Annotated in this window: 15 protein-coding genes; 8 read left to right on the top strand and 7 right to left on the bottom strand. The window is 70.0% G+C overall.

Annotated elements, in window-relative coordinates; genetic code table 11:
• Window positions 1-62: 62 nt before the first annotated feature.
• From ACZ7M2_RS44710 to ACZ7M2_RS44690, 5 genes are all read left to right on the top strand, one after another.
• A complete protein-coding gene (locus ACZ7M2_RS44710; RefSeq protein WP_471600176.1) occupies window positions 63-1,130 on the top strand; it encodes an MraY family glycosyltransferase in 1,068 nt (355 codons plus the stop codon).
• 95 nt (window positions 1,131-1,225) lie between these two features.
• On the top strand, window positions 1,226-3,076 hold the full coding sequence (gene dnaK, locus ACZ7M2_RS44705; RefSeq protein ID WP_067374231.1) for a molecular chaperone DnaK: 1,851 nt from the start codon (window positions 1,226-1,228) through the stop codon (window positions 3,074-3,076).
• The gene (grpE, locus tag ACZ7M2_RS44700) at window positions 3,073-3,741 is read left to right on the top strand and encodes a nucleotide exchange factor GrpE (protein ID WP_352051750.1); all 669 of its coding nucleotides are present in this window, start codon (window positions 3,073-3,075) and stop codon (window positions 3,739-3,741) included. Before dnaK ends, grpE begins: the two co-directional genes overlap by 4 nt.
• A 33-nt stretch (window positions 3,742-3,774) precedes the next feature.
• The gene (dnaJ, locus tag ACZ7M2_RS44695; protein ID WP_054231330.1) at window positions 3,775-4,959 is read left to right on the top strand and encodes a molecular chaperone DnaJ; all 1,185 of its coding nucleotides are present in this window, start codon (window positions 3,775-3,777) and stop codon (window positions 4,957-4,959) included.
• A 4-nt stretch (window positions 4,960-4,963) separates the two neighbouring features.
• Window positions 4,964-5,410, top strand: coding sequence for a heat shock protein transcriptional repressor HspR (locus tag ACZ7M2_RS44690; protein WP_054231331.1), 447 nt, complete (start codon window positions 4,964-4,966; stop codon window positions 5,408-5,410).
• 63 nt (window positions 5,411-5,473) lie between these two features.
• Here the strand turns inward: ACZ7M2_RS44690 and ACZ7M2_RS44685 are convergent, their stop codons facing one another.
• The 3 genes from ACZ7M2_RS44685 to ACZ7M2_RS44675 all read right to left on the bottom strand — a co-directional run bounded on the left by ACZ7M2_RS44685 (window position 5,474) and on the right by ACZ7M2_RS44675 (window position 11,291).
• Window positions 5,474-7,192 carry a fibronectin type III domain-containing protein gene (locus ACZ7M2_RS44685; protein WP_471600175.1) on the bottom strand — a complete coding sequence of 573 codons (1,719 nt, stop codon included), beginning with the start codon at window positions 7,190-7,192 and terminating at the stop codon, window positions 5,474-5,476.
• A 7-nt stretch (window positions 7,193-7,199) separates the two neighbouring features.
• Entirely contained in the window at window positions 7,200-9,227 is a 2,028-nt protein-coding gene (locus ACZ7M2_RS44680; protein ID WP_471600174.1) for a fibronectin type III domain-containing protein, read from the bottom strand.
• A 102-nt stretch (window positions 9,228-9,329) separates the two neighbouring features.
• The gene (locus ACZ7M2_RS44675; protein WP_471600173.1) at window positions 9,330-11,291 is read right to left on the bottom strand and encodes a fibronectin type III domain-containing protein; all 1,962 of its coding nucleotides are present in this window, start codon (window positions 11,289-11,291) and stop codon (window positions 9,330-9,332) included.
• Window positions 11,292-11,566: 275 nt separating this feature from the next.
• On the opposite strand from ACZ7M2_RS44675, the gene ACZ7M2_RS44670 reads away from it, so the two are divergent.
• On the top strand, window positions 11,567-12,694 hold the full coding sequence (locus ACZ7M2_RS44670) for a sugar ABC transporter substrate-binding protein (RefSeq protein ID WP_471600172.1): 1,128 nt from the start codon (window positions 11,567-11,569) through the stop codon (window positions 12,692-12,694).
• A gap of 55 nt (window positions 12,695-12,749) precedes the next feature.
• On the opposite strand, the gene ACZ7M2_RS44665 is transcribed toward ACZ7M2_RS44670, so the two are convergent.
• The 3 genes from ACZ7M2_RS44665 to ACZ7M2_RS44655 are packed head-to-tail and all read right to left on the bottom strand — an operon-like array spanning window position 12,750 to window position 14,081.
• Window positions 12,750-13,004 (bottom strand): hypothetical protein, encoded by a 255-nt coding sequence (locus ACZ7M2_RS44665; protein WP_471600171.1) that lies wholly within the window; start codon window positions 13,002-13,004, stop codon window positions 12,750-12,752.
• Entirely contained in the window at window positions 12,991-13,227 is a 237-nt protein-coding gene (locus tag ACZ7M2_RS44660) for a hypothetical protein (RefSeq protein WP_471600170.1), read from the bottom strand. Before ACZ7M2_RS44660 ends, ACZ7M2_RS44665 begins: the two co-directional genes overlap by 14 nt.
• Window positions 13,224-14,081, bottom strand: a complete 858-nt coding sequence (locus tag ACZ7M2_RS44655) for a peptidoglycan-binding protein (protein WP_471600169.1) — start codon at window positions 14,079-14,081, stop codon at window positions 13,224-13,226. Before ACZ7M2_RS44655 ends, ACZ7M2_RS44660 begins: the two co-directional genes overlap by 4 nt.
• Here ACZ7M2_RS44655 and ACZ7M2_RS44650 point away from each other — a divergent pair.
• Both ACZ7M2_RS44650 and ACZ7M2_RS44645 read left to right on the top strand, forming a co-directional pair.
• On the top strand, window positions 14,072-14,677 hold the full coding sequence (locus tag ACZ7M2_RS44650; RefSeq protein WP_471600168.1) for a hypothetical protein: 606 nt from the start codon (window positions 14,072-14,074) through the stop codon (window positions 14,675-14,677). The genes ACZ7M2_RS44655 and ACZ7M2_RS44650 overlap by 10 nt on opposite strands.
• Before the next feature lie 77 nt (window positions 14,678-14,754).
• Window positions 14,755-15,285, top strand: a complete 531-nt coding sequence (locus tag ACZ7M2_RS44645; protein ID WP_471600167.1) for a hypothetical protein — start codon at window positions 14,755-14,757, stop codon at window positions 15,283-15,285.
• On the opposite strand, the gene ACZ7M2_RS44640 is transcribed toward ACZ7M2_RS44645, so the two are convergent.
• Window positions 15,263-15,451, bottom strand: a complete 189-nt coding sequence (locus ACZ7M2_RS44640) for a DUF397 domain-containing protein (protein WP_471600166.1) — start codon at window positions 15,449-15,451, stop codon at window positions 15,263-15,265. The two genes, ACZ7M2_RS44645 and ACZ7M2_RS44640, sit on opposite strands and share 23 nt — an antisense overlap.
• Between the last annotated feature and the right edge of the window lie 496 nt (window positions 15,452-15,947).

Raw genomic sequence — 15,947 nt, 5'->3', positions numbered from 1 at the left:
ACACGTAAACCCGATCGTGTGATCTGCGGTGTATTTGCGACATTTAACACTAAATTGGCGGCGTGCTGTACGGAATCGTCGCCGCCATCTGCGCCCTGCTCCTCGCCGCCGTACTCGCCGCCCTGCTGCGGCTCCTCGCCCTGCGCCTCGGCGTGGTCGAACGGCGGCGGGCGCGCGCGGTGCCGTTGCTCGGCGGGGTCGCGGTGGTGGCGGTCACGGCGTTCGTCGCCGGGGTCGGGGACTGGACTGACGTGGCGCCACTGGGGCCGGCGGCCGCGAGGCTGCTGGTCGCCGGGATCGGGGTCGGTGCCCTCGGGCTCGTCGCCGACCTGTGGCCCCCGCCGGCTCTTGTGCGGGTTCCGCTCCAGGCGGCCGTCGTGACCGGCGCCGCCGCGCTGACCGTGCCCTACGGCGAGCTCGGCCCGGTGGTCGGGGTGGTGGCCGTCGGCTGGATCGCCCTCGCCACCCATGCCTTCACCTCGCTCGATCACGCCGACGGAGTGATGGGGACGGTCGCGGTGGCGACCGCCTTCGCGCTGAGCGGCTGCGCGGCTGCCGAGGTCATGGACGGGCTCGCGGCGCTGCTGAGCGTGCTGGCCGCCGCGCTGACCGGGTTCCTGATGCACAACTGGCCCCCGGCCCGGATCGTGCCCGGGCGCTGCGGCGCGCTGTTCGTCGGGTTCGTGCTGACCTCGGCGGCGGTACTGGTCCACGCCGGGCGGGCGGCGGGGTCGAGCGTGGGCGCCGCGTTCGCGCTGACGGCCGTGGCGACCGCCGACGCCGTACTGGTGCTGGTGTCGCGGCAGCGGGCCGGGCGTCCGCTGCTGCGCGGCGCCCCCGATCATCTGGTCCACCGGCTGCGACGCCTCGGTGTCACGCCTCGGGGCGCCGCGATCGTCGTGGGGGTCACCGGCTTCGCGGGTGCACTCGTCGGGATGCTGATCGACATGGGATGGGTGAGCGCGACGGCGGCGTTGTGGGTGGCGGGCGGCGCCGGTGTCGGCGTCCTCGCGCTGCTTCGGATCCCCACCTACGGGGGACGGCATGTCCCTGCGTCCGGGAGTCGGTTGACCGAGAAGCCGCAGGTCGAACCACGTGTACAAGCACACCTGCGTGTAAGCAAGAGATAAGACTTGAGCCCCCACGACTCATGTCTGTTGACCCAGCAATGAGAGTGGTGCACACTTGAGCCCGTTCCACTCAAGTCATTGCTGGAGGAATTGAAATGGCACGTGCGGTCGGCATCGACCTGGGCACGACTAACTCCGTCGTCAGCGTTCTTGAAGGCGGCGAGCCCACCGTCATCACCAACGCAGAGGGCGCCAGGACCACGCCGTCCGTCGTCGCCTTCGCCAAGAACGGTGAGGTGCTCGTCGGCGAGGTGGCCAAGCGCCAGGCGGTCACGAACGTGGACCGGACCATCCGCTCCGTGAAGCGTCACATGGGCACGGACTGGAAGATCGAGCTCGACGGGAAGAACTTCAACCCGCAGCAGATGAGCGCCTTCATCCTGCAGAAGCTGAAGCGCGACGCCGAGGCCTACCTGGGCGAGAAGGTCACGGACGCGGTCATCACCGTCCCGGCCTACTTCAACGACTCCGAGCGCCAGGCGACGAAGGAGGCCGGCGAGATCGCGGGCCTGAACGTCCTGCGCATCGTGAACGAGCCCACGGCCGCCGCCCTCGCGTACGGCCTGGACAAGGACGACCAGACGATCCTCGTCTTCGACCTCGGTGGCGGCACCTTCGACGTGTCCCTCTTGGAGATCGGCGACGGCGTCGTCGAGGTGAAGGCCACCAACGGTGACAACCACCTCGGTGGTGACGACTGGGACCAGCGTGTCGTCGACTACCTGGTGCAGCAGTTCCGCTCCGGTCACGGCGTGGACCTCGCCAAGGACAAGATGGCGCTCCAGCGTCTGCGCGAAGCCGCCGAGAAGGCGAAGATCGAGCTGTCCTCGTCCACCGAGACCTCGATCAACCTGCCCTACATCACGGCCTCCGCCGAGGGCCCGCTGCACCTGGACGAGAAGCTCACGCGCGCTCAGTTCCAGCAGCTCACCGCGGACCTTCTGGAGCGCTGCAAGACGCCGTTCCACAACGTCATCAAGGACGCGGGCATCAACCTCTCCGAGATCGACCACGTCGTTCTCGTCGGTGGCTCCACCCGCATGCCCGCCGTCGCCGAGCTCGTCAAGGAGCTGACCGGCGGCCAGGACGCCAACAAGGGCGTCAACCCGGACGAGGTCGTCGCCATCGGCGCCGCCCTGCAGGCCGGTGTTCTCAAGGGCGAGGTCAAGGACGTCCTGCTCCTCGACGTCACCCCGCTGTCCCTCGGCATCGAGACCAAGGGCGGCATCATGACGAAGCTCATCGAGCGGAACACGACGATCCCGACCAAGCGGTCCGAGATCTTCACCACCGCCGAGGACAACCAGCCGTCCGTCCAGATCCAGGTCTACCAGGGCGAGCGCGAGATCGCGGCGTACAACAAGAAGCTCGGGATGTTCGAGCTGACCGGTCTGCCGCCGGCCCCGCGCGGTGTCCCGCAGATCGAGGTCGCCTTCGACATCGACGCCAACGGCATCATGCACGTGACCGCGAAGGACCTGGGCACGGGCAAGGAGCAGAAGATGACCGTCACCGGCGGCTCCTCGCTGCCGAAGGACGAGGTCGACCGGATGCGCCAGGAGGCCGAGCAGTACGCGGACGAGGACCACAAGCGCCGCGAGGCCGCCGAGACCCGCAACCAGGGCGAGCAGCTCGTCTACCAGACCGAGAAGTTCCTCAAGGACAACGAGGACAAGGTCCCGGGTGACGTCAAGACCGAGGTCGAGGCCTCCATCGCCGAGCTGAAGGAGAAGCTCAAGGGCGAGGACACCGCCGAGATCCGCACCGCCACGGAGAAGGTCGCCGCGGTCTCCCAGAAGCTCGGCCAGGCCATGTACGCCGACGCCCAGGCCGCGCAGGCCGCCGGTGGCGCCGAAGGTGCCCCCGGCGCCGAGCAGGCCAAGGCCGATGACGACGTCGTCGACGCCGAGATCGTCGACGAGGACCGTAAGGACGGTGCCGCGTGACGGAGGAGACCCCGGGCTTCGAAGAGAAGCCTGACGTCCCCTCCGGCGCCACCCCTGACGACGCCGAGCCGCAGGCCGCCACCCCCTCCACGGAGGAGGCGGCGGCCCCGGCCGGGGACGCATCAGCAGCACAGATGGCCGGTCTGACCGCACAGTTGGACCAGGTCCGTACGGCGCTCGGCGAGCGCACGATGGACCTCCAGCGGCTCCAGGCCGAGTACCAGAACTACCGCCGTCGGGTCGAGCGCGACCGGATCGCGGTCAAGGAGATCGCCATCGCGAACCTCCTGACCGAACTCCTGCCCGTGCTCGACAACATCGCCCGCGCGCGGGACCACGGCGAACTGGTCGGCGGCTTCAAGTCGGTGGCCGAGTCGCTGGAGACCGTCGCGGCGAAGATGGGCCTCCAGCAGTTCGGCAAGGAGGGCGAGCCCTTCGACCCGATGATCCACGAGGCCCTGATGCACTCGTACGCGCCGGACGTCACGGAGACGACGTGCGTGGCGATTCTGCAGCCGGGGTATCGCATCGGCGAGCGCACCATCCGCCCCGCGCGGGTGGCGGTCGCCGAACCCCAGCCGGGGGCGCAGACCGGCAAGGCGGACTCCCAGGATTCCGCCGAGGCGGCCGACGACAAGGAGAGCGGTGGCCCGGACGAGGGCTGACGTTGAACGCATGAGAGAGGAGGGGCGTCGAGGATGAGCACCAAGGACTTCATCGAGAAGGACTTCTACAAGGTCCTCGGCGTCCCCAAGGACGCCACCGAGGCAGAGATCAAGAAGGCGTACCGGAAGCTCGCCCGCGAGTTCCACCCGGACGCCAACAAGGGCAATGCCAAGGCCGAGGAGCGCTTCAAGGAGATCTCCGAGGCGAACGACGTGCTCGGAGACCCCAAGAAGCGCAAGGAGTACGACGAGGCACGTGCCCTCTTCGGCAACGGCGGCTTCCGTCCGGGTCCCGGCGCGGGCGGCGGCAACTTCAACTTCGACCTGGGCGACCTCTTCGGAGGCGGCGCCCAGGGCGGAGCGGGGGGTGCCGGTGGCTTCGGCGGCGGCATCGGTGACGTCTTCGGGGGCCTGTTCAACCGCGGCGGCGCGGGCACGGGTACGCGGACCCAGCCCCGGCGCGGCCAGGACATCGACACCGAGGTGACGCTCAGCTTCACCGAGGCGGTGGACGGTGCGACGGTCCCGCTGCGGATGACGTCCCAGGCGCCCTGCAAGGCCTGTTCGGGCACCGGCGACGCGAACGGCACACCGCGCGTGTGCCCGACGTGCGTCGGCACCGGCCAGGTCGCGCGCGGCTCCGGCGGCGGCTTCTCGCTCACGGACCCCTGCCCGGACTGCAAGGGCCGCGGTCTCATCGCGGAGAACCCCTGCGAGATCTGCCACGGCAGCGGTCGCGCCAAGTCCTCGCGCACGATGCAGGTCCGCATCCCGGCGGGGGTGAGCGACAGCCAGCGCATCCGCCTCCGCGGCAAGGGCGCACCCGGCGAACGGGGCGGCCCGGCAGGCGATCTGTACGTCACGGTCCACGTGGACGCCCACCCGGTCTTCGGCCGCAAGGGCGACAACCTCACCGTCACCGTGCCCGTCACCTTCGCGGAGGCGGCACTCGGCGGCGAGGTGCGCGTACCGACCCTGGGCGGCCCCCCGGTCACCCTGAAGCTGCCCCCGGGCACGCCCAACGGCCGTACGATGCGGGCCCGCGGCAAGGGCGCCGTCCGCAAGGACGGTACGCGTGGCGACCTCCTCGTCACCGTCGAGGTCGCGGTCCCCACGGACGTGTCGGGCAAGGCTCGCGACGCCCTGGAGGCGTATCGCGAGGCAACCGCGGGCGAGGACCCACGGGCCGAGCTGTTCCAGGCCGCGAAGGGAGCATGAGCAGATGGACGGCCGTCGTCGAAACCCCTATGAACTGACCGAGGAGACCCCGGTCTACGTCATCTCGGTGGCGGCCCAGCTCTCCGGCCTGCACCCGCAGACCCTGCGCCAGTACGACCGCCTCGGCCTGGTCTCCCCGGACCGCACCGCGGGCCGGGGCCGGCGCTACTCGGCCCGCGACATCGAACTGCTCCGCACGGTGCAGGCGCTCTCCCAGGACGAGGGCATCAACCTGGCCGGCATCAAGCGCATCATCGAGCTGGAGAACCAGGTGGCCGCCCTCCAGTCCCGCGTCGCGGAACTGGAATCGGCCCTGGACGGCGCCGCTGCAGCGATGCAGCAGCGCGAGGCCGCGGTGCACGCCTCGTACCGCCGCGACCTGGTCCCGTACCAGGAGGTCCAGCAGACGAGCGCGCTGGTGGTCTGGCGTCCGAAGAGGCAGTCGGACTAGTTCCACGTACCGAAGGGGGTGGGGAGGTCGTCGACCTCCCCACCCCCTGCGGCGTTTTTCGGCTCACCGCGCCGGTTCGGTGACCGTCCAGTCGCCGGCGGGCAGGGTCTCGGTACCGTCGGCCCTCACACCGGTCACCCAGTAGTAGGACGTGGTGCCGCGCTTCGCGCCGGTGTCGAGGTACTCGAACGCTCCGGCCGAGGCCTCGTGGATCTTCTCGTACGCGGCGGTGGCGGGGTTCCACCGGTAGATGCGAAAGCCCTGCGCTGGTTCGGCGGACTGCTCTTGGCCCGCTCCGAGCCCGGACCAGGTCAGGTGGTTGCCCTCGTCGCCCTCCGCCCCAGTCGCCTCCAGACGGAGCGGCGAGCCCTCGGGCGTCGGCACGCGCGGCGTGGTGTCGAGCTCGGTCGCGGCCACGGCCTCGGCCGTCCGGGTCCACTTGAAGGAGGAGTTCCCGGACGTGTCGATGGCGTCGACGAAGAAGCAGACGCGGTCGCCGTCCGGGCGGGTGGTGTACGCGTACGAGGTGGCGTCGGCCGGCAGATACTCCGTCAGCGTTCCGGAGCACACCTGCTCCTCGCCCTCGTCGCCCCAGAGCTCGCCCCAGTAGACGGTGTACCGCCCGAGGTCGGTGGCCGGGTTCTTGTCCCACTCCAGCTCGAAGCCGTACTCGGTCGGGGTGACCGTCAGCCCGGTGACGGCGGGCGGCGGGGTGAGGTCCTCGCGCTCGCCGGCGGCGGCCACGGAACGCGCGGACTCGTTGCCCGCCGCGTCGAGAACGGTCACCCGGTAGTAGTAGGCGACGCTCTCGACGGCCGAGGTGTCCAGGTACGAGAGCTTGTCCGTACTGCCCACCCGGGCGTACACCCCGTTCTCGCTGGTCGCCCGGTAGACGCGGTAGGACACCGCTCCCGTGACCCCGTTCCAGTCGAGCTGCAGCCCGCGGGACACCGAGGTGGCGATCAGCCCGGCGGGCGCGGCGGTCGGGGTCCGGTCGACGGTGGTCACGGCCTGGTCGGCGGTGCCCGCCGACTCGTTGCCTGCCTTGTCGTAGGCGCGGACCTCGTAGTAGTAGGTGTCGCCGGTCGCGGGCACGGTCGTGTCGGTGTACGAAGTGGCGGTCGTCGTACCCACTCTCGTCCAGGTGGCGCTGCCCTTCAGGCGGCGGTAGGTGCGATACCCCGCGAGGTCCATCTCCTTGTTCTTCGCCCAGCTCAGCTTGGCGTCGCTACCCGCCGTGTCGTACGAGACGGAAGTCCCGCTCGGGGTGAGGGGCCTGACCTTGTCGACGGTGGCGGTGGTGCGGGGGGTGTAGCCGAAGCTGACGTTGGCGGCGCCGGTCCAGTTGGCGTAGTCGACGCGGAGGGTGTGTTTGCCGGAAGGAATCGTGACGTTGACGGTCTTTTTGACGGTCGAGGAGACGTTCTTCCAGAGGTCGACCTTGCGGGTGCCGTCGAGGTAGATGCGCAGGCCGTCCTGGGCGGCGACGGGAAGGGCGAAGGGGCCTCCCGAACCGAAGTCCCTCGTCACGGTCCAGCGGACGCCGAAGTTGTCCTTCGGGAGGCCGGAGGCGGGGGTCTTCGTGCCCCAGTTCTCGCCGACTGCGGCATCGCAGTCCGTTTTCTTCGGTGTGCCGGAGAAGGTGGTGTTCGCGTAGAACTGCCGCTTGTAGACGGGGGAGGCGCAGCTCGTGGCGGCCGAGGCGGTGGGGGCGGCCACGGTGGTGAGGACACCGGCCGTGGTGGCCAGCACCATGGCCGCGGCCCGCAGGGTGGTCTTCATCGGGAGGTCAGGCTCCGCTCGGCAGGGACACGCTGGAGTCCACGTTGCTGAAGGTCTCCGAGCCGTCGGGAGCGACGACCGAGAGCAGGTAGTAGATGGTCGTGCCGGCGGGCATGGTGGTGTCCGTGTAGTTGGTGGCGGTGGGCGCCAGAGGAACGTCCGTCACGCGGACGTAGGTGCTCGTCGCGCGATCCCAGCGGTACACGTTGATGCCGGCGGCCTCCGTGGCCACCGAGTCGGCGCACTCGATGTACATGCCGCCGGCGTCGCCGAGGGTCGTATAGGTGAGCACGGAGCAGGGCGCGGTGTCCTCGGGGACGGTTGTCGGCCTGAGGTCGAGTTCGGTGACGGTGACGGTGGAGACGGGACGGTCCCAGTACGCTCCCGTCCACTCGGCGTAGTTGCCGTAGATGTCGGCCGGGATGACGGCGTAGGTCTTCTCCTCGCCGTCCGCCGGCTCCGGGCCGACGACGAACTCCGAGGTGCCGGCCGGCACCTCGCCCAGGAAGTCCGGCGCGCAGCACGACCGGTACTCGTAGACCTCGTAGTGGTCCAGGTCCGTCGCCGTGCTGTCGTCCCAGTCGAGCTTGACGCCGTACTCCAGCGGCTCGGCGGTCAGGCCGGTCACGTTCGGCGGCGGGATCTCGTCGCCGGGCCGGGTGACGGTCAGCTCCGCGGACCCGGTGGACCACAGACCCGAGGTGTTCTTCCGGATCATCACGTAGTGGTAGGTGCGGCCCTGGTCGCCGTCGTAGTCGGTGCAGCTGCGGATCGTGTTGCCCGCCGCGTCGGTGCGGGTCTTACGGCTGCGGCAGTCGACGGGGTAGGCGCTCGAGATGTTCACCGGTGAGGTCTCCGAGCGGAACACCTCGTAGTCGGCGGTGTCGCCGCCCAAGGGTTCCGTCCAGGTGAAGACCGCGCCCCAACTGGGCGTGGTCGCGACCACGTTCGTGGGCGCAGTGATGGTGCGCGCGCTGCGCACGACGGCGGAGGTCGCGGCGTTCCCGGCCGCGTCGACGGCGCTGACCTTGTAGTCGTACGCCTTGCCGTACGACGCCGTGGTGTCGGTGTACGCGGTGGCCGTGGTCTCGGCGAGCTCGGTGTACGAGGTCGAGGTGTCCCGCTTGCGAAGGATCCGGTAGGTGGCCGCGTCCGCGGAAGCCGTCCAGGAGAGGGTGTTGGACGCCTCCGTGGCGGTGGCGGTAAGGACCGGAGCGGTGGGCGCGGTGTGGTCGTCCGTGGTGACCGGCCCCTGGTCGGCGCCGCCGGCCGACTCGTTGCCCGCCTTGTCGTAGGCGCGGACCTCGTAGTAGTACGACTGGCCCGTGGTCGGCGGGGCGTCCGTGTGGCCCCGGCTGGTGGTCGTGGCCACCTTCGTCCAGGTGCTGGTGCCCTTCACCCGCCGATAGACGCGGTAGCCGGCGAGGTCCATCTCCTTGTTCGCGGCCCAGGTGACCTGGACGAGGGGGCGGTTCTCCGCGTCGGGGAACTCGTCGAACCGGGCGCCGGTCGGAGCGAGCGGTTTGACCTTGTCGACGGTGGCGGTGGTGCGGGGGGTGTAGGCGAAGCTGACGTTGGCGGCGCCGGTCCAGTTGGCGTAGTCGACGCGGAGGGTGTGTTTGCCGGAAGGAATCGTGACGTTGACGGTCTTCTTCACCGTTGACGACCCGTTCTTCCAGAGGTCGACCTTGCGGGTGCCGTCGAGGTAGACGCGCAGGCCGTCCTGGGCGGCGACGGGAAGGGCGAAGGGGCCTCCCGAACCGAAGTCCCTCGTCACGGTCCAGCGGACGCCGAAGTTGTCCTTCGGGAGGCCGGAGGCGGGAGTCTTCGTGCCCCAGTTCTCGCTGACCGTGGCGTCGCAGTCCGTTTTCTTCGGTGTGCCGGAGAAGGTGGTGTTCGCGTAGAACTGCCGCTTGTAGACCGGCGAGGTGCAGGTGGTGGCCGCGGCGGCGGAGGTGGCGGTGAGGAGACCGCCTGCGGTGGTGAGCACGAGGGCGGCGGCGGTCGCGGCCGTCGTGCGTCTGGCTGGGTTCATGTGTTCCTTCGGTCCTGATCGTCAACGGCGGGCAAAGCCGTTGACGATCAGGACCGACAAGGAAGGGGGTTGGTTGCACGGATCTTTGCCGCTCTTTGAAGGTCAGGCGACCTTGAAGATCAGCTGGGTGGACGGGCCGACGCGGCCGTACGCGTCCACCGTGGCCACCTCGACGATGTGGGTTCCGATTTCGGTCGGCTTCCAGCTGAAGCTCGCGCTCGTGGTCATGGTGGCCCCCGTGCCGCTTCCGCCGTGGACGAGCCACCGGTATCCGCCGATGATGCGGTCGTCGCCCGCGGGACGGGTCATCGTCACCGTGAGTGCCTGGCCGATTCCGCCGTGCCCCGCACAGTCGTTGGCCGTGCACTCGGTGTACGGCGCCGAGAGCGCGAGCAGCGGAGGCAGCGGCGCCGTGGACGTCGCCGGGGTGACGCGGTCCAAGGAGACGACGTCGGAGGGCGCCGACTCCCTGCCCTGCGCGTCGAGCACCACCACGTAGTAGTACGCGCGCCCTACCGGAGCCTCGGAGTCCGAGAAGCGGCTCGCGGTGGGCGAGCCGACCCGGTTCCAGGAGGCGGAGGCGTCGGTGCGGCGGTAGACCCGGGTGCCGTACACCGCCCCGTCCGCCGAGAAGGCCCAGGTGAGTTCGGTGCCGCTGTCGCGGGGGGTGACCGTCACGCCGGTGGGCGCCGCCGCGTCGCCGGGGGCGGGCCGGGTCGCGGTGACCGCCTCGGACACCGGGGAGATGTTCCCGTACGCGTCGACGGCCTGGACCGTGTACGTGACGGCGGTGCCCGCGGTGGCCCGGAAGTCGTCGAACGAGGTGCCGAGGACCAGGTCCGGCCCGTCCGGGTCCGACTGCCCCTCGGGCGCGGCCCACAGCTCGTAGTGCTCGACATCGTCCGACGGGGCGTTCCAGCGCAGCGCGTTGCCCGCCGTGGTGCCCTCCGCCGTCAGACCCGTGACCTGGCCGGGCGCGAGGGTGTCCGGGGCGCCGGTGTCGGCGGTCGCGGAGGGGGCGGACTCGTTGCCGACCGGGTCCAGGGTCGCGACCCGGTAGTACAGGCGCTGATGGATGTCGGCCGAGGTGTCCCGGTAGGAGACGTCCGACACGGAGGACACGAGCTGCTGGAAGGGGCCCTGCGGGGCGCTCGCCCGGTAGACGCGGTAGGCGGCGGCACCGGAGACCTTGTTCCAGCCGAGGGCCACGGAGCCGGTGCTCACCTTGGCGGCCAGCTCGGCGGGCGCGGCGGTCGGGGTCCGGTCGACGGTGGTCACGGCCTGGTCGGCGGTGCCCGTCGACTCGTTGCTTGCCTTGTCGTAGGCCCGGACTTCGTAGTAGTAGGTGTCGCCGGTCGCGGGCACGGTCGTGTCGGTGTACGAGGTGGCGGTCGTCGTGGCCGGTTTCGACCAGGTCGTGCTGCCTTGGAGACGGCGGTAGACGCGGTAGCCCGAGAGGTCGAGTTCCTTGTTCTTCGCCCAGGTCAGCTTGGCCTTGGCGGTGGCTTTGTCGTACGCCACGGAGGTGCCCGTCGGGGTGAGGGGCCTGACCTTGTCGACGGAGGCCGAGGTGCGCGGACTGTAGGTGAAGGAGACGTTGGCGGCGCCGGTCCAGTTGGCGTAGTCGACGCGGAGGGTGTGTTTGCCGGAAGGAATCGTGACGTTGACGGTTTTTTTGACGGTCGAGGAGACGTTCTTCCAGAGGTCGACCTTGCGGGTGTTGTCGAGGTAGACGCGCAGGCCGTCCTGGGCGGCGACGGGAAGGGTGAAGGGGCCTCCCGAACCGAAGTCCCTCGTCACGGTCCAGCGGACGCCGAAGTTGTCCTTGGGGAGGCCGGAGGCGGGGGTCTTCGTGCCCCAGTTCTCGCTGACCGTGGCGTCGCAGTCCGTTTTCTTCGGTGTGCCGGAGAAGGTGGTGTTCGCGTAGAACTGCCGCTTGTACACCGGTGATGCGCAGCTGCTCGCGGCGGAGGCGGGGGCACCCGAGACGGCGAGCAGGCCCCCGGCGGTGGCGATCGTCAGCGTCGCGGCGAGCGCCGGTCCACTCCGCCCAACTGGTCTCATGCTTCCCCTGTTTCATGCTGCGAGGTGTGCGGCCACCGTCGAGACTCCCGGACGTGGGGGAGGGTTGTATGCCGCCGGGGAGCGCGTGACGCAAGTCAATCAGAGGGGTTCTGTGGAAGTGACGGCGCACCCCCTTCCCATCGTGTTCACTTGGGGAACACAGAATGCTGTTGCCATCTCGTTAAGTGGTTACTCCTTGACGCTGAGGTGATCGCCGCGTTGGCTTTCAGCCACCTGGGTCGCAAAGCAGCTACCTCGCCCGGAAGGCACCTGATGTGAACACTCGTAACACCCGGCTTCGTCGTACCGCCATAGCCCTGGCCTGCTCCGCGATGACCGTTTCCCTCGCCGCCTGCGGTGTCGTGGACGGGATCGGCGGCAGCAACACCAAGGCGAGCCCGACCAAGGGTGACGACATCACGGTTGGCCTGCTCCTCCCGGAGAAGGCCAACACCCGTTACGAGAAGTTCGACTACCCGATCATCGAGCAGCAGGTCGCCAAGCTCACCAACAACAAGGGCAAGGTCGACTACGCCAACGCGGGGCAGGACGCCTCCAAGCAGAGCCAGCAGTTCCAGCAGATGGTGGACGACAAGGTCGATGTGATCCTCGTCGACGCGGTGGACTCCAAGGCCATCGCGAGCGATGTGCAGAAGGCCAAGGACGCGGGCATCCCCGTCATCGCCTACGACCGTCTGGCGCAGGGCCCCATCGACGCGTACATCTCCTTCGACAACGAGCTCGTGGGCCAGGTGCAGGGCAAGGCGCTCCTGGAGGCGCTGGGTACCAACGCCTCCACGAAGAAGATCGTCATGATGAACGGCTCGCCCACCGACCCGAACGCGGCGCAGTTCAAGTCGGGCGCCCTGGGCGAGCTCAACGGCAAGGTCGTCATCTCCAAGTCGTACGACACCAAGGACTGGGACCCGGTCGTCGGCAAGGCCAACATGGAGAAGGCCATCTCGGCCATCGGCCTCAACAACATCGCCGGTGTCTACTCCGCCAACGACGGTCTCGCGGGCGCCGCCATCGACGCCCTGAAGACCATGGGCGTCAGCAAGGTGCCGCCGGTCACCGGCCAGGACGCCGAGCTGGACGCGGTGCAGCGGATCGTCCGGGGCGAGCAGTACATGAGCGTCTACAAGTCCTACCCCGATGAGGCCTCCGCGGCGGCCGAGATGGCCGTGGCGAAGGTCCAGGGGCGTGGCATCGAGTTCGACGCGCTCACCCGCGACAAGGTCGACAGCCCCACGAACAAGAAGATCCCCGCCCAGCTGATGCCCGTGGTCGCCCTGACCAAGGCGAACATCAAGGAGACGGTGATCCAGGACAGCATCTACACCGTCAAGCAGATCTGCACGGCCTCGACCAAGGCGGACTGCACGGCGATCGGCCTCAAGTAGACGAACGCGCGGGAGCCCTGGGCGAGGGGCTCCCGCGCCTTCGGCGGACCGGGGTTCAGCGCCCCGTCGACTGCCAGATCGTCAGCGCCAGCGCCGTGCACGAGGTGGCGGCCGCCAGGGAGGGCAGGGGCCAGCGGGCGCGTTCCAGGTCGTCGAGGCGGGACTCGTGTTCGTCGAGGGTCTTGTCGGTCTGGTCCGCGCGTTGCAGGAGGAGGGCGAGGTCGCCGCGGGTGGTGGCGAACCCGACGTCGACCGAGCGGCGCAGCCGCTCCAGTTCCAGGGCGACACTCTCGGCCTCAGTCGTCGGCATCGGCGGTTTCTCCGCGGGAGGGCCCGCGCAGCCACCCCGGCAGCAGCCGGTCCACCGCGGGCATCGACATCACCCGGCTGAGCAGCGCGGCGCCGCCCACCACGGCCGTGAGCGCGGGTACGTCCCGGACCAGCGGGTCCTGGGCGACCAGCGGCAGGACGGTGATCAGGGCGAACAGGGTCTGGAGTGTCGTACGCAGGGTTCTGCGGCCGGCGTCGCTCATCTGCGGGCTCCTTTCGGGTGCTCCAGTGCTTCTCGGGTAGGTCCGGCCCCCTGGGCGCGCGGGACGCGCAGCTTGTCCCAGCTGGTGCGGCCCGGGGTGCCGTCGGCGTCCTTGCCGACATAGCCGAGCCCACGCTGCCAGGTCGCGTACGACAGGACGTCGGCCTGCGTCCACACCGGTCCTGGGCCGGTGTGGACGCAGCCGCACCCCTCCGCGACCAGCCGTTCGCCGACGGCTGTGATCAGCGGACTGCGGCGGCCGAGCGCGAAGAACGCGGCGCCGGGGAAGGGTTCGTACGAGACCGGTCGGGAGCCGAGCCGGGCCGCCACCCGTTGCCGCATCCCGGACATCGAGAACGACGGGTCGATCTTGCGGCGCGTCCACTCCTTGTGCGCGATCACGCTGGCCGCGGACCAGCCATGGGTGCGGCAGATCGCGGCGGAAAGCCGTTCCACGGCGGCGAGCTGGGCGGCCGGGTAGGGGTCCCGCCCGTTGCCCAGGTTCTCGATCTCGAAGCCGTAGAAGCGGGCGTTGCCGTCCACGGCGTCGGGCCCGGGGGCGGGCAGTGCGGCCCGTTCGGCCCGTACGGCCTCCAGGACCGCGGTCGAGCCCGAACCGGCCTGGTTGGTGCGGCCGTAGCCGACCAGGTGGACGGTGCCGTCCTTGGTGATCAGGCCGATGCAGAGCGGGCCCGGCAGGTCCGCGGTGCCCTCGCGGCACAGGCGGAGGCTGTCGGTGCCTGCCGTGTGGTGGAGCATGACGCCGTGGACCGGGCCCCAGGCGCCTCGGCTGTTGCGGTTGTGGGTGCGCCAGTTGTCGCTCTCGGAGCCTCCGGTTCGAGTACTTGTCCGCACACGGGATTGACGCAGCGCACCTCGGCGCGTTCCGGGAAGGCCCGCAGGGAGACCGAGTCGCAGGTGGGGCAGCGGCCCGGCAGCCGTACCAGTTGTTCGGGGTCGCCGAGCGCCCGTGCGCAACGGGCGGCCATGCGCCTGGTCTCGTCCTTCACACGTGCGGCGAGGACGGAGTCCGCGGCGACGCGCTCCAGCAGGCCAGCGATCCGGCGCAGCCGCACCGGGACGGGGGTGGGCGGCACGGCCCGCAGCCCGGGCCGTTCCCGTACGGCCTCCTCCAGTTCGACCACTCCGTCGGTGATGTCCCGTACGGCGTCCGAGATGTGCAGCCGTATGGGCAGGGTCGTCCCCCCGACCGGCCCGACGGCCCCGGGCCCTCCAACGGCCCCGGCCAGCACGCGGACAGCGAGGACTTCCCCGTGCCGCCGGCGCGACTGCTCCGCTTCCCCGAGCGGCAGACCGAAGAGTTACGGCTGCCCGTGGTGGGCGCGGGCGAGTCCCGCATAGGCGACCTGATGCCGCACCGGCCGCGCTCACGGCGGTTACCGGAGGACGGGAACGGCCGGGACACGCCGCCGGACACCGACCCGGACTGAACCGGGTCGGCGACAGCGCGATCGCCGGGTGAACCGTTTCGGGGCTGCGGGTGTCTCAGAGGGGGACCGTGCTTGTTGTGTTTGATGCGCTCGTTGCGCTGGAGGCGTCCGTGGCCATGATCGGCCTGTTCTGGATCACCAAGGAGAGCGTGTACGTGGGCGCCGAGCCCGAGGGGTACGGGCGCGGGGTGCGGCTCACCCCCGAGGGGCTTCAGGCCGTGGGCACGGGCCAGGAGGGGTTCTGGTCCTGGGCGGACGTCCGTGCGGTCGCCGTTCACGACGTGCAGGTGCGCTCCAGTACCCGGTGGCTGGTGAACAACGTGATGGACACGGTCCTCGACATGGCGACGGGCGGCGGTGAGGCACCGCCCGCGTTCGAACTCCACGTACGGACGGACGAGGAGAAGGCCGAGCTGACGGCGTACACCGCGGCCGTCGGCGGCTACGTCCAGTCCGAGTACGAGCTGTCGGTGGCGCTGCTGAACCGGTTCGTGGACGGTACGGCGGACGTGGCGCGGTTGCTGGAGTGGGGGAGTGTCGAGGGGGACGGCGTGACGCCCTGGCGGGCCGCGCGCGAGGCCCTGCTCACGAGCTGGGCCGCGGCCTGAGGTGGTGGAGGAGGGCGGCGAGCCCCTCCGGGGTGGTGGCGAGTACGGTGCGGGGTTCGTCGCTCTCGCGTAGGCGAATGGTTCCGTCGGGGGCGGTGGCGACGTTCACGCAGTTCCCTTCGGGACCTCCGCTGAAGGACGACTTCCGCCAGTCGAGTTCGGACATCTCGGCTTTCCCCTAAAGCGTGTAGAGGTCGGCCGGCCGGATCCGGGCGATGCCACCCGCGTGAACTCCACCGTCACCTCCGGTGGGTCCCGGCCACGCCACCATGGCCCGCCGGTAGGTGCGGTACGTGACGTACCGGTCACTCGACGATTTCCGGCAGCCCGCACGATCCGGACAAGGGCCGGGAGAGCCCTGGCCGGACGAGGAGTGTCCGGCCAGGGCGGACCAGGACGCCGTGTCGCCCTGGGGAAGCGGGTCCACGATGGCACCGGGGCCCGCACCCCCACCACCGTCATCTTGTTGCAGAGTGCCGTGCGGAGGTGGGGATATTTCCGTACGTATAGGAGTGATAGGGGGCGTGCGAGGAGCGCAGCCGTGTTGCGATGGCGGTCGGGGCCGCGCATAGTTGCGCTGCGGACGGCGCGGAGCGTGCTCGTGCCGCACGGTGAAGCGTTGCGCCAGGGAAGGGCGCGCGGCGTTGCGTCGCAGTGCCGAG

Source organism: Streptomyces sp. NPDC111507 (assembly GCF_055638955.1).
This window is presented reverse-complemented; position numbering and strand designations above follow the sequence as displayed.

Excerpts from the sequence above, each read along its gene's own strand:
- dnaK (WP_067374231.1), top strand. The coding sequence starts at position 1,226 with ATGGCACGTGCGGTCGGCATCGACCTGGGCACGACTAACTCCGTCGTC.
- dnaJ (WP_054231330.1), top strand. The coding sequence starts at position 3,775 with ATGAGCACCAAGGACTTCATCGAGAAGGACTTCTACAAGGTCCTCGGC.
- ACZ7M2_RS44690 (WP_054231331.1), top strand. The coding sequence starts at position 4,964 with ATGGACGGCCGTCGTCGAAACCCCTATGAACTGACCGAGGAGACCCCG.
- ACZ7M2_RS44685 (WP_471600175.1), bottom strand. The coding sequence starts at position 7,192 with ATGAAGACCACCCTGCGGGCCGCGGCCATGGTGCTGGCCACCACGGCC.
- ACZ7M2_RS44680 (WP_471600174.1), bottom strand. The coding sequence starts at position 9,227 with ATGAACCCAGCCAGACGCACGACGGCCGCGACCGCCGCCGCCCTCGTG.
- ACZ7M2_RS44675 (WP_471600173.1), bottom strand. The coding sequence starts at position 11,291 with ATGAGACCAGTTGGGCGGAGTGGACCGGCGCTCGCCGCGACGCTGACG.
- ACZ7M2_RS44665 (WP_471600171.1), bottom strand. The coding sequence starts at position 13,004 with ATGCCGACGACTGAGGCCGAGAGTGTCGCCCTGGAACTGGAGCGGCTG.
- ACZ7M2_RS44660 (WP_471600170.1), bottom strand. The coding sequence starts at position 13,227 with ATGAGCGACGCCGGCCGCAGAACCCTGCGTACGACACTCCAGACCCTG.
- ACZ7M2_RS44640 (WP_471600166.1), bottom strand. The coding sequence starts at position 15,451 with ATGTCCGAACTCGACTGGCGGAAGTCGTCCTTCAGCGGAGGTCCCGAA.